The organism is Pseudomonadota bacterium (genome assembly GCA_039815145.1).
In the GTDB taxonomy this organism is placed as follows: Bacteria; Pseudomonadota; Gammaproteobacteria; order Steroidobacterales; family JBCBZW01; genus JBCBZW01.
Genome location: JBCBZW010000136.1, coordinates 1 through 12,935, shown reverse-complemented (window position 1 = coordinate 12,935; position 12,935 = coordinate 1). Strand labels below are relative to the sequence as shown.

The 12,935-nt window shown below is 66.8% G+C and carries 10 protein-coding genes; 7 read left to right on the top strand and 3 right to left on the bottom strand.

Annotated elements, in window-relative coordinates:
* Positions 1-259: 259 nt before the first annotated feature.
* Complete coding sequence (locus tag AAF184_21500) at positions 260-2,314, bottom strand: M48 family metalloprotease (GenBank protein MEO0424925.1); 2,055 nt, start codon at positions 2,312-2,314, stop codon at positions 260-262.
* A 173-nt stretch (positions 2,315-2,487) separates the two neighbouring features.
* On the opposite strand from AAF184_21500, the gene AAF184_21495 reads away from it, so the two are divergent.
* Positions 2,488-3,057 (top strand): DUF937 domain-containing protein, encoded by a 570-nt coding sequence (locus AAF184_21495; protein ID MEO0424924.1) that lies wholly within the window; start codon positions 2,488-2,490, stop codon positions 3,055-3,057.
* A gap of 45 nt (positions 3,058-3,102) precedes the next feature.
* Here the strand turns inward: AAF184_21495 and AAF184_21490 are convergent, their stop codons facing one another.
* Entirely contained in the window at positions 3,103-3,918 is an 816-nt protein-coding gene (locus tag AAF184_21490) for a sulfotransferase (protein MEO0424923.1), read from the bottom strand.
* A gap of 61 nt (positions 3,919-3,979) precedes the next feature.
* On the opposite strand from AAF184_21490, the gene AAF184_21485 reads away from it, so the two are divergent.
* The 5 genes from AAF184_21485 to AAF184_21465 all read left to right on the top strand — a co-directional run bounded on the left by AAF184_21485 (position 3,980) and on the right by AAF184_21465 (position 11,842).
* Positions 3,980-4,579: a TetR/AcrR family transcriptional regulator gene (locus AAF184_21485; GenBank protein MEO0424922.1), complete on the top strand. Its 600-nt coding sequence runs from the start codon at positions 3,980-3,982 to the stop codon at positions 4,577-4,579.
* Between the two features lie 95 nt (positions 4,580-4,674).
* Positions 4,675-7,062 carry an MMPL family transporter gene (locus AAF184_21480; protein ID MEO0424921.1) on the top strand — a complete coding sequence of 796 codons (2,388 nt, stop codon included), beginning with the start codon at positions 4,675-4,677 and terminating at the stop codon, positions 7,060-7,062.
* Entirely contained in the window at positions 7,034-7,891 is an 858-nt protein-coding gene (locus AAF184_21475; GenBank protein MEO0424920.1) for an outer membrane lipoprotein-sorting protein, read from the top strand. Before AAF184_21480 ends, AAF184_21475 begins: the two co-directional genes overlap by 29 nt.
* 5 nt (positions 7,892-7,896) lie before the next feature.
* Positions 7,897-9,111 (top strand): hypothetical protein, encoded by a 1,215-nt coding sequence (locus tag AAF184_21470; protein ID MEO0424919.1) that lies wholly within the window; start codon positions 7,897-7,899, stop codon positions 9,109-9,111.
* Positions 9,112-9,250: 139 nt separating this feature from the next.
* The gene (locus AAF184_21465; protein ID MEO0424918.1) at positions 9,251-11,842 is read left to right on the top strand and encodes a hypothetical protein; all 2,592 of its coding nucleotides are present in this window, start codon (positions 9,251-9,253) and stop codon (positions 11,840-11,842) included.
* Between the two features lie 53 nt (positions 11,843-11,895).
* Here the strand turns inward: AAF184_21465 and AAF184_21460 are convergent, their stop codons facing one another.
* The gene (locus AAF184_21460; protein MEO0424917.1) at positions 11,896-12,291 is read right to left on the bottom strand and encodes a hypothetical protein; all 396 of its coding nucleotides are present in this window, start codon (positions 12,289-12,291) and stop codon (positions 11,896-11,898) included.
* Between the two features lie 251 nt (positions 12,292-12,542).
* On the opposite strand from AAF184_21460, the gene AAF184_21455 reads away from it, so the two are divergent.
* Positions 12,543-12,935: hypothetical protein (locus tag AAF184_21455; GenBank protein ID MEO0424916.1), on the top strand; the 393-nt coding region annotated here is incomplete at its 3' end.

Here is a 12,935-nt window from a genome sequence, read left to right as displayed (position 1 = left end):
CTAAGGTGGAGACCTAACCGAAGACCCCCAAAAGAGAAATCGGTCCTGTGAAGCTACAAATGGGCCAGAGGCATGTCAACGCTAGTTGACGCACTATATGACAATTATTGCTGACGGTCCAAGGAAGTGACGGGCGAGCCCCATTTCTGTCGGTATTTTAGGTAGTTGCAAAGCACATTCGGCGTAATGGAGTGACTGCTCGTCGCCCCTTCAGGGGGCATCGCGCAGACGGAGGAGGTGGCGAACACACGGCAGCACGCTACCTGGGTGTGTCGCCGAGGCCCGATATCTCGATCAGCGCCTCCAGTCGTTCGCGCTCGGCAACGCCCATCTGTCCGTCGACCGCTGCGTTCACCGCCAGCCCCTCGGCTGGCGGCACCTTACGCAGTGCGCCCTCAACCAACCGCGCCGCCACGTCGGAGGAATTCAACGCTCGCTGGGCGATCACCCGGCTCACCGTGCGCCCGCGCGTGAGCAGCTGGCCGCTGTGCCCGTCCACCAGGTGCACCTCGGCCCGCCCTGCCCCGGCGACGTCGCGGAAGAGGAAGGTCAGGCTGCTCAGGGTCATCGCCCGCGCGAGTTGACCCCAGGCGGCCACGGTCACGTCCACCTCCTGGAAGACCAGCGCATCCGCCTTCAGCGCGCTCGCCAAGCGCACGGCGCTGTCCCCGAAGGCGTAGTGATCGGCGACCTTCCGGCCGGACCGGCCCTTGAGCACACCGCGCATGGTGATAAAACGCTGCTCCGCAGCAAAGCTCAGCTCGCGCAGCACCGGATCCGCCTCTAGGGTCTCGCGAGTCATCAAGCGCACCTCGTAACCAGCGGCGCGCAGGGTGCTGGCGGTTTGGCTGGCGGCACGTCGCTCGTAGTCGATGGCGACCGATGGGCGCGCCATGTCAGCCCCCACTCGACGCTCGACCGCATTGACGATCGGCGGCAGCACCACCACCTGGCCCAGGGGGCGGCGAGTAAACCCGTTAGCTTCCCCGATCAGGTGACGCGCTCGTGCCATCACGGCGCCGGCGTCGGCGGCGTCCGGTCGTCGATTCAGGTACTGCAGGAATGCCGCCGCCGCCTCGGGCGCCTGAGACCGCGCTGCATATACCTCGCCGAGGCCCCGCCACGCCTCGGCGCGGTCAGGATCCAGCCCCAGCGCGCGACGGTACTGGGACTCCGCCTCGGCCAGGTGACGAGCGAGGTTGATCTGCCCATCGCGGCTGTTCAACGCGCGCTCATAGCGCTCGGCGCGCGTGCGTCGGCGCCGGTCCTGCTGCAGGCGTCGTCGCTCCTTAGGCGTGAGGGCCTCGCTCGGCGAGCCCTCGAGAGGCCCCAAGGCACGCCAGGCATCGCCAGCGGCCACGCGCACCGCCGGATTTTCAGGTAAGCGATCTACCAATGACGTGCTCAGCTCCACCGCCGTCTGCAGTTGGTTGGAAAGCACGTAGAGCTCCACGGCCTGCACCGCGAGGGGCGCCACGAAGGCGGTGAATTGCGGATCGGTGCGGGCGGCCCGGGCACTCGCGGGACCGGCCAGACTGCTAAGCCGCTCCACCCTCTGGGCAAAGCTCGGGTGGCGGCGACCGATGCCGAGGCCTCGATCGTTGTAACGCGCAGCGGTGCGAGCCATCTGCTCGAACAACGCGATCATCGCCGTCTCATCACTGCCCCGGCGCTGCAGCAGTTCGACGCCCCAGGCGTCGGCTTCTCGCTCGAGTTCGCGCGAGTAGGACGAGAGGCTCAAGCGCGTGACCGTGCTCCGCCCCACGTCCACGAGGTTGGTGTAGATCCCCGAGAAGGGCGACAGCAAACCCGATACCACGCTGCCACCGATCTCGCGCCGGTTCGCCACTCGCACGCTGACCAGGGTGTGGTGGCCCGCGGCATGCGCGAGTTCGTGCGCGAGCAGCGCCTCGAGCTGCGCTTCGTTCTGCAGCCACGCCAGGGTGCCCGTGTGCACGTAGATGCCACCGTCCGCCAGGGCAAAGGCGTTGGGCGTGGGATCACGCAACAGGAAGAAGCGGTAGTCGATGTACGGATCCGACGGAGCCGGCGCCAAGCGCTGCCCCACCTCCTCGATCCACCGCGCGTAGGTGGGGTCCTCGACCAGCAGACCGAGCCGTTGGAACTCCTCGCCGAGGCGCCGCGCCTGCTCCAGTAACTCCCGCTGGATGGGCTTCTCGAGCGGAACCGCCTCGTAGACGCCCGCCGGGGCTGCGCGAGATGCAACCCCGACCACCGTGAGCGCGCCCACCATCACCAGCAGACTCAACAGCGGCAGGCGAATGCGGCGGCGAGGGCTCACTGATCGGTTCAAGTCGCGGGGTCCAAGCTGCGCCAAGGGAGCGCAAATGTAGCACGCGTGCGAGGCCGCCCGAGACTCGCCCCCCGCGACGATGCCACCATCGTTCACGCGGCAATTATGGAGTTAGCCCCGTCCGCCCGCGTAGACTCTGGGGTTCAACCTAAGTGAGAGAAGGAGTCCTCCGAATGAGCCTGCTTAAGCAATTGCTCGAGAGTCAGGGCGGCGCCCTGGTCAGCCAGCTCGCCGCCCAGCACGGCATCGACGAACGCCAGGTCAGCGGTGCCCTGGGGCAGCTGCTCCCGGCTCTGTCCGGAGGCCTCAAGGCACGGGCCAGTGCCGACGACGGCGGCCTCGACGGTCTGCTCGGCGCCATCTCCCGGGGCGATCATCGCCAGTTCGCCGAAGACCCCAACGCCATCGCCAGCGACACGGTCGTCGACCAGGGCAACGCGATCCTCGGACAGCTCCTCGGCAACAAGGACACGAGCCGCGCCGTCGCCGCCCAAGTGGCGGGCAAGACCGGTATCGACGTGACCGCCGTCAAGCGCATGCTGCCCCAGGTGGCGGCCATGGCCATGGGCGCCCTCGCCTCGCAGAACGCCGGCAGCAGCGCCGATCAGCTGCGCGCTGGCCTGTCTCAGGCTAACCAGGGCGGTCGCCAGCAGGCCCTCGGGGGACTCGCCGGCCTGCTCGATGCAGATGGCGACGGCTCCGTGGCTGACGAGCTGTTCGGCATGGCCAAGCGATTCTTCTAGGTTGCCAGCGACCTTGGCGCGGCGACGCATCGTCGTCGCGCCGACTCACTCCTCCAAGAACCGAGAATAGTCGGTACCCGCCAGGGTCGCGACCACCTCGTTGTAGTTGCCGACGATCTCCTCCAGCGTGGCGCGATTCACCCGCTTGTGCGGTGAACGCAAGGGCTGGTGCGGATCCACACCGAGAAAGTCGAGCATCCTCCTCGATTCGCCCGATTGATCCGCGACGAACTGCTCGTACGCCACCTCGAGGCGGTCAAATCCGCGACTCGTACTCGCCCAGAACTGATTCTCCTGGTCCACCTTCGCGAGGTCGTGCAGGAGCGTCGACGTCGGCAAGGTGATCTCGACGGTAGGTACTGCTGCTCGCGCGTGGAACTGTCCCCGCGCCTGCGCCGTGCGTCGCGACACGAGCACGCGAAGAAGGTTGCGACGAACCACGTGGATCACCCGATAGCGCTCACGGCGCATCAGCGCCAACAGCATCGGATACTGGTAGGGCACGCGCCGCACATGTGAGCGCATCAACTTGAAGCCGACGGCCTCGACCCCCACCTCTGCATCGCCCTGAGTGGCGTCCAGGAAGCGCGTCACCTGAGGTGACCGCCACGCGTAGTGGCCGAATTGGCGCAGCGCGCTCGCCCGGCGATAGGCGTGGTAGCCATCGTCCTTGCCATAACTCAAGGCGAACAGCTCGCCGCGGCACTGCACCTGCGGGTGGCTGTCGAGGCATTGGCGAAGGTAGGTGGTGCCGCTGCGCTGCGTGCCCACCACGGCGAAGCGCACTGGGGCCTGCGCGTCACCTGGGCGTGGGCCAGGCCGGTGAAGCGCCTGGGCGGATCGGGTAGTGTGGGAGGCCATACTCAAGGGCATCAATGGACGCTCAACGCGTCGGGACCCGCGGAAGACTAGTGCACAGACCATGAACGACGCCAGCAACAACTGCTCCGTGCGCGACCACGTGATCGACGCCGCCACGACCCTGTTCTGGCGCCACGGCTACGACGGCGTGTCCGTGGGCGACCTGGTCGAAGCCACCGGTGCCAACCGCTACGCCCTCTACCACGAGTTCGGCGACAAGCGCGGCGTCTACCTCGCCGTGCTGCAGTGTTACATCGACGACGCCACGGCCATGATCGGCGAGCTTCTCAAGCGCCCGGACGCCGACCCCATCGACGCCATCCGCGACGCCATCGTGTTCAAGATGCTCGACCCCGAGATGTTCCCCGCCGGCTGCCTCATGTGCACCACCGCGGTGGACATGGCCGCCCGCGACGAAGACGTGGCGGCGATCATGAATCAGTGCACGGACAAGATCGGCGACGCCTTCGCCGGCAGCTACGCAGCGGCCCAGGCGGCGGGCACGGTGAGCACCGACATCACCCCCACCGCCTTCGCCGAGCTCGCCCATGCGTTGTACTTTTCGACCGGACTGCAAGCCCGAATGGGCCGCAGCCGCGAGGACCTGCTCGCCGCGCTCGAGAGCGTCTGTGACGCCCTGCGCCTGAAATCCAAGGCCTGATCCGACCCACCGTCGCATGACGGTTGCCTCAGAATGAGCGTTCTAGTAAGGTGCGCCTCGCCTTAGAATGATCATTCTGATCGCAGGAGACACCCATGGCTGACGCTCCCCAACAGGCTGCCCGCACCGCCGTCGATCGGTTCGCGCTGCGATTTACCGAGTCCGTCATCCGCTATCGCTGGCTGGTGATCCTGGCAGCCATCCTGGCGGCTGTCGGCATCGCCTCCCAGGCCCAGCACCTGAGCTTCGGCACCAACTACCGGGTGTTCTTCTCGACATCGAATCCCGAGCTCGCGGCCTTCGAGGAGTTCCAGGCCACCTACACGAAGAACGACAATATCTTCTTCTTCATCGACCCGCAGAACGAGGACGGCGTCTTCAACGAGCGGGTGATGTCGGCGGTGGCTGCGCTGACCGAAGGGGGATGGCAGCTGCCCCACTCCATTCGCGTCGACAGCGTGACCAACTTCCAGTACACGCGCGCCGAGGAAGACGATCTCATCGTCGAGGACCTGATCGCCGACCCGTCGGCACTCAGCCCTGAGCAATGGGCGAGCAAGCGCGCCATCGCCCTCGCAGAACCGCTCCTGGCGGGCCAGGTGGTGAGCCGTGATGGTCGGCGCACGGCGGTCAACGTGGTCATCCAGTACCCGGGCAAGAGCAACGCGGAAACGCCCGCGGTGGCTGAGGCGGCGAGAAACCTACGGGATACGGTAGCTGCCGACTTCCCCGGCCTCGACATCCGCCTCACGGGCGTGGGGATGCTGAACGTCTCCTTCTCCGAGAGCGGCCAACGGGACTACTCGACCCTCGTGCCCGGCATGTTCGGCCTCGTGCTGCTGCTCACCCTGATCACCGTGCGCTCCCTGAGCGTGACCCTCGCCGTGTTCGGGGTGATCGTGCTGTCTCTCATGGTGACCCTGGGCACCGGCGGCATGATGCGCGTGGCCCTGACGCCGATCTCCCTGTCCTCGGCGATCGTGGTGCTGACCCTGGCCGTCGCCGACTCGATCCACATCCTGCTGACGATGCGCGGCAATATGCGCCGGGGCATGGTCAAGCGCGACGCCCTCGTCGACGCCCTGCGGGTGAACTTCCTCGCGGTGGGCATCACCTCGTTGACCACCATGGTGGGCTTCCTGGCACTCAACTCCTCCGATGCCCCACCGTTCTGGCATCTCGGCAACATGTCCGCGGCCGGGATCGGCGCGGCCTGGTTGCTGTCGATCACGCTGCTCCCGGCCCTGGTGAGCTTGCTGCCCTTCAGTGCACCTACGCGTGGCGCGGAGAAGGACGGGGCGGACGGCGCAATGGGCAAGCTGGCGGACACCATCCTCGCGCACCGCAACGTGCTGGCGGGGCTCTCCTTGGCCGGCGCCATCGGGCTGGTGGCGATGCTGCCGCGCATGGAGTTCAACGACCAGTGGACCCAGTACTTCGATGAGCGCATTCCCTTCCGCCCCGCCAGCGACCTGGCGACGGAGCACTTCGGCCTCTATCCGGTAGAGTTCTCCGTGGAGTCCGGTGCGCCGGGCGGGGTGTCCGATCCGGCCTACCTGCAACGGCTCGACGCCTTCGCCGAATGGCTGAAGACCCGCGATGAGGTGGCGCACACCTACTCCATCTCGGACATCATGAAGCGCCTGAACAAGAACCTGCACGGCGACGATGAGAGCTGGTATCGACTGCCCGACGATCGGGAACTCTCCGCCCAATACCTGTTGCTGTACGAACTGTCTTTGCCGTACGGCCTCGATCTGAACGATCGCATCAACATCGACAAATCCGCCACCCGGGTGACGGCGACGCTGGGCAATGTGAGTACGGCAGACACCAAGGCCTTCCTGCGCGATGCCAACGAGTGGCTGGACGCCAACTTCCCCACCGACTTGAAGCCCTTGCCGACCTCGGCCAACGTCATGTTCACCTACATCACGGACCGCAACGTCAATCAGATGATCCGCGGTACGATCCTGGCCATCGCGGCCATCTCCCTGATCATGATGGTGACCTTCCGCCACGTGCGCCTCGGCTTGCTGGCCCTGGTGCCGAACACCCTGCCCATCCTCACCGCCTTCGGGGCGTGGGCCGCCCTCGTCGGCGAGGTGGGCTTCTCAATTGCCGTGGTGGCCGCGATCAGCCTCGGCATCGTGGTGGACGATACGGTCCACATCATGACCAAGTACCTGCGGGCTCGCCGCGAGAAGGCCCTGCCGCCGCCGGCAGCCGTTCGCTACGCGTTCATCACCGTGGGCCCGGCGATCATCGTCAACACGATCATCCTGGCCCTCGGCTTTGCCCTGCTCATGTTCTCCACCTTCAAGGTCACGGTGGACATGGGCCTGCTCACGATGCTGTCGATCCTGTTCGCGCTGGTGTTGGACCTGCTGTTCCTGCCCGCCCTGCTCATCTGGACCGATCGCACTCCCAAACCCGTTAACGAAGGAGATAGCCATGCCGCGCATGACCCCGCCCTCGCCTGAGTCGGGACGAACCCACCACCTCTTCCTGGCAGCGCTCGCCCTCGGGGTCCTGGGCAGCACGGGGATGCTCCCCGCTGCCGCCCAGGACGCCGACGTCAACGCCACAGACCCGCAGGAGAAGGGCTTCGCCCTCGCCGCCCGCGTCGATCGCACGGACCGTGGTTTCGGCAGCTCGCGCGTGTCGGCCACGATGATCCTGCGCAACGCCGCGGGTCAGGAGACCTCCCGCGAGCTCGCCTTCCGCACCCTCGAGCGCGAGACCGAAGAGGTAGGCGACAAGTCGCTGGTGATCTTCAAGACCCCGCGCGATGTGGAGGGCACGGCGCTCCTGAGTCATGCCAAGATCCTCGACCCCGACGATCAGTGGCTCTACCTGCCGGCCTTGAAGCGGGTCAAGCGCATCAGCTCGGCCAACAAGTCCGGCCCCTTCGTGGGCTCGGAGTTCGCCTTCGAAGACTTCACCTCCACGGAACTGAACAAATACACCTACCGCTACCTCGAGAGCACCGAGATCGACGGCATGGCGGTGGACGTGGTGGAGTGCACGCCGCGCTACGAGAACTCGGGCTACACCCGGCTCAAGTGCTACTACGACCAGGAGATCTACCAGACCCGGCGCATCGAGTTCTTCGACCGCAAGGACTCCCTGCTGAAGACCCTCGACATCACCGACTACCGGGACTACGACGGCGTCTGGCGTGGCCATCGTATGCACATGGTGAATCACCAGACTAACAAGGAGACGGACATCGTCTACGACGACTTCGACTTCTCCATGGCCTACGACGACGGTGACTTCGTCAAGGGCGTCTTGAACCGGATCCGATAGGCCGTATGACGCGACTCCCCTCCCTAGCAGTGATCCTCGCCCTCGCCTGCAGCCCCGCCAGCGGGGCCGGCGAATGGGATATCGGCGCCGACGTCGCGGCGGAGCTGCGCAGCTTCGTCGAGTCGCCACGCTTCCCGGACCAGCTCGAGCACTTCCAGCCGTCGACGGCGATCAACCTGGAGCTGCGCTGGGACTCGGACGATCGGCGCCACCAGTTCGTGATCGCACCCTTCGTGCGCCTCGATGCCGAGGACTCGCGGCGCACGCATGTTGACCTGCGCGAGGGCTACTACCGCTACGCGGGCGACGGCATCGATGTGCAGATCGGCGCCGCCAAGGTGTTCTGGGGCGTCACCGAGAGCCGCCACCTCGTCGACATCATCAATCAGACCGACGGCGTGGAGGACATCGACGAGGAGGACAAGCTGGGCCAGCCCATGGTGAAGGTGTCGCTGCTGCGGGACTGGGGGCAGGTGGATCTCTTCGCCCTCCCCGTGTTCCGCGAACGCACCTTCCCGGGGCGCGATGGACGCCTGCGCTTCGACCCGGTGATCGCCGTGGACGATGCGGTGTTCGGCAACGATGGCGACACGGGCGCCGATCACACGGATTTCGCCCTGCGCTACTCCCACTACTTCGGCAACGTCGATCTGGGCCTGAGCTTCTTCAACGGCACCTCGCGCGAGCCCAGCTTCACCTTCGGCGCCGACCCGCAGACCGGGGCACCGCTGATCACGCCGGTCTACGCCGACATTCGCCAATTCGGCATCGATGCCCAGTACACCGCCGACGCGTGGCTATGGAAGTTCGAAGGTATCGTGCGTGAAGGCCAGGGCGATACCTTCGCGGCGACGGTGGCGGGCTTCGAGTACACGCGCTACGGCGTGACCAAGAACGGGGCGGACCTCGGCCTGCTCATGGAGCACCAGTACGACGGTCGCGACTTCCCGGCGGCCCCCGTGACCGTACAGGACAACGACCTCTTCTACGGCGCCCGCCTGGCCCTGAACGACACCCAGGACACGAGCATCCTCGCCGGCGCCATCACCGATCTCGAGGACGGCACCACCAGCGCCTCGATCGAGGCGGAGCGGCGCTTCGGCCAGGTCTGGACCGGGGAGTTGGAAGCGCGCCTGTTCCTCGCGGTGGATCGCGACAACCTGGTCGACGCCTTCGCCCGCGACAGCTTCATCACCCTGCGCCTCACGCGCTACTTCTAGGCCTACCTGCCCCCCCGCGCGTTCGCTGCGGTAGCACATCCGCAAGGCCGTTGGGGGTCGCCTGCCCGCCCTGCTTGCACCCCCTAGGTCGCCCCAGTAGCCTGGCCCACAGCTGTCGACGACGACCCAAGGAATCTCAATGGATGTGAACGCCGCCGTCCGCCTTGCGCGGATCCGCTCCACCCTCTCGCGCCTCGGGACCCTGCTCGCCGCAGGACTGCTCGGTGCCGGCGCCCTGGCCTCCGACTTCGTCGCCTTCGAGACCGGCCAGGTCCGGCCCTTAGCGCGCTCAGCAGATGGCAACTTCCTCTACGCCACCAACACGCCGGACAACCGCCTCGAGGTGCTCCGCGTCGCGCCCAACCGGCTGATCCCCATCGCCAGCGTGCCCGTGGGACTCGAGCCTGTGGCCATCGGTGTGCGCGCGAGCGATGAGATCTGGGTGGTGAACCACCTGTCCGACACCGTGAGCATCGTGGGCCGCGACGCCGGCGGCTTCCGCGTCGTCCGTTCCCTCGCCGTGGGCGACGAGCCGCGCGACGTGGTGTTCGCGGGCCCCGAGGGACGCTACGCGTTCATCACCACCGCCCACCGCAGCCTGCAGCGCGACAACGACACGGGCAACGCAGACATCTGGGTGTTCGATACGCAAGACCTGGGTGAGGACGCGGCCGGCACGCCCCTCGCCGTGCTGAATTTGTTCACGGACGTGCCCCGGGCCCTCGCCGTCTCCCCAGACGGCAACACCGTGTACGCCGCGGGTTTCATGACGGGTAACCAGACCACGGTGATCCCGCGCAGCCAGATCGCTGGCGAGCTGCCGCCGCCGGACACGAACATCGAAGGCATCGACGCGCCGGACACCGCCCTCATCGTGCGCTTCGATGGCGAGCGCTGGGTCGACGGCGCCGGTATCGACCGCAGCGACAAGCTGAGCTACACGGTCACCGATCGCGACGTCTTCGCCATCGATGCGTCCGGCCCTACGCCCCAGGTCACGGACGTGTACGAGGGTGTGGGCACCACCCTGTTCAACATCGTCGTGCACCCGCAGACGGGCGAGCTGTTCGTCTCGAACTTCGAATCCCTCAACGAGGTGCGCTTCGAGGGCCCCGGCGAGTTCGGCGGCAGCACGGTGCGCGGGCACTTCGCAGAGAGCCGGATCACCGTGGTCGACCCGGCCGACGGCACAGTGCTGCCGCGCCACCTGAACAAGCACATCGACTACGACAGCTTCCCCGGCACACCGCAGGAACGCGCCGCGAGCCTCGCCCAACCCACGGACATGGTGATCAGCGCCGACGGCCGACGCCTGTACGTGGCCGCGTTCGGTTCCTCCAAGGTGGGCATCTTCTCCACCGACCAGCTGCGCGCGGACAGCTTCGTGCCGCGGCCGACGCGCCACATCGAGGTGGGCGGCGGCCCGAGCGGCCTCGTCCTCGACGAGGCGCGTCGCCGACTGCACGTGTTGACCCGCTTCAGCAATTCCATCGCCACCGTGGACCTGGCCACGGCGCAGGTCATCTCGCGCACGCCACTCTTCAACCCCGAGCCCGCCAGCATCGTCGATGGCCGTCGCTTCCTGTACGACGCCCGCTACACCTCCAGCCGCGGTGATTCCTCGTGCGCCGGCTGCCACATCTACGGCGACAAGGACGAGCTGGCCTGGGACCTCGGCGATCCCGATGCCCTGGTTACGCCCAACCCGAATCCCCTGCACCGCGATCCGCTGCCGGGACAGTCGATCGAGTTCCACCCGATGAAGGGACCGATGACCACCCAAAGCCTGCGCGGCATGGCCAACAACGGCCCCATGCACTGGCGCGGCGACCGCACGGGCGGCAACGACCCCGCCAGCGGTGACCCCCTGGATGCGAACGCTGCGTTCGTGGCCTTCAACGTCGCCTTCGAGGGCCTGCTCGGGCGCACCGCACCGCTCACGGACGAGGAGATGCAGGCCTTTGCAGACTTCGCCCTGCAGATCTTCTACCCGCCCAATCCTCTACGTTCCCTGGACAACTTCCTCGACCCGGACCAGTCCTTCGGCCGCACGCTCTTCCTCAACAAGGTCACCTCGCCTGAGGGCGATGATCGCTGCAACGACTGCCACCAGGTGAGCCCCGAGGAAGGCAAGTTCGGCACCACGGCCAACTCCGTGGTGCGCGAAGGCCAAGCGTTCAAGATCCCTCACCTACGAAACATGTACACCAAGGTAAGTGCACCGGAGATCGTTGCCCCGCCCCAGACCGAACGTTTCCGCGGCTTCGGCTTCCGCCAAACCGGGGAGACGCAGACGCTCGTACAGTTCATGGCCCGCTTCGATGTGGGCACCAACCAGGAGCGCGCCCAGGTGGCGCAGTACCTGCAGGTCATCGAGACCGAGTTGGCGCCGATCGTCGGTGAGCAGGTCACGGCCGGGGTTGGCCTCACCCTCGATCCGAAGCTCGACCTGATGGTCGAGCGCGCCCTGGAGGACGGCTTGGTCCCGGAGTGCGACCTGGTGGTGAAGGGCCGCGTGGGCGGGGTGGCCCGCGGCTGGTGGCTGCAGCCGTCGGGTGAGTACCGCAGCGACCGTGCTGCCGAGCCCCTGCTGAACCAGGAGGATCTGCTCGCCCTGGCCAATGTCGCGGGCCAGGAGCTCACCTTCACCTGTGTGCCGCCAGGCTCCGGCGAGCGCATCGGCATCGATCGCGACGCCGACGGCATCTTCGACGGCGACGAGGCGCTCTAGGGCAACTTTCGCGGGCGGTCGTCTAGGGAAGCGCGGACTTGTGCAGAGGTCCCCTAGTCCTCGGGACTGGCGACCGCCACCGCACAGTCGATCACGGCATCGCCCTCCTGGCGCCCGCACGCCATCACCTGGGCCCGCACCGCAGCGAAGCTCTCCGGCACGGGCAGTCGCGCCTCCTCCCGAATGCAGACCTCCGTGCGGTACACCGCGTAGGCCGTCTGCTCGAGCGGCGCGTCGCTGAAGACGTCGTCGATGATCTCGTGCAACACCCGAGCGATGGCCACGTCCGGCGAGTCGCCGCCGAGAGACTCGCGCGAGGGCAGCGCGGCCCGTAGCTGCTCCGCCGTCTGCCCCGCGGCACGATTGGCCACGGCGCTGGCGGCCGCCTTGTAGACGGTCGCACAAAACGGGGACACCTCCGACTGGGCACCGGCGTCGCCAGCGGCCATCCCTATCGCGAATGTGAGGAGCGCCAGCGAGCGGCCGACGGCCCTCCGATTTTTCTGCACCACGCCTGATCCCTCCGCTCATGGGCGCCCGCTGCGCCCGGCAGAATTCTGACCTTATGTCTAATTTCCATCGACCCCGGTAACTTCTACGCGCCCGGCGCCAACTCATCGTGCGAAGGCAAAGTCTACCCTGCACTTCCGTGTAGACTTCGCTCCGGTCCATTTGCTCCGCTGCCAAGGAGGCGGCCGCCGTGCTTAAGAAAGTCCTGCCCTGGGTGCTCGCCATCGTGCCGGCGATCGTGTTCTTGCAGACCCTGCCCTTCAAGTTCACCGGTCACCCGATGACGCAGCACATCTTCAGCACCATCGGCGACTGGTTCTCCACCCTGGGCCTGGCCCCGATCGATGCCTTTTTCACCAACGTGGGCGCCTACGTGATCGGCGGCTTCGAGGCGATCGCGGCGATCGCCCTGCTGGTCCCGGCGACCCGGCATTGGGGCGCCCTGCTCGGCACGGCACTGCTGGCCGGCGCGATCTTCTTTCACGTCGCCACGCCCCTCGGGATCGCCGTGCAGTTTCCGGGCGAAGAGACCCCCGACAGCAGTTTGTTCATGCTCGCCGTCGCCGCTTTCACCTGCTGCGTG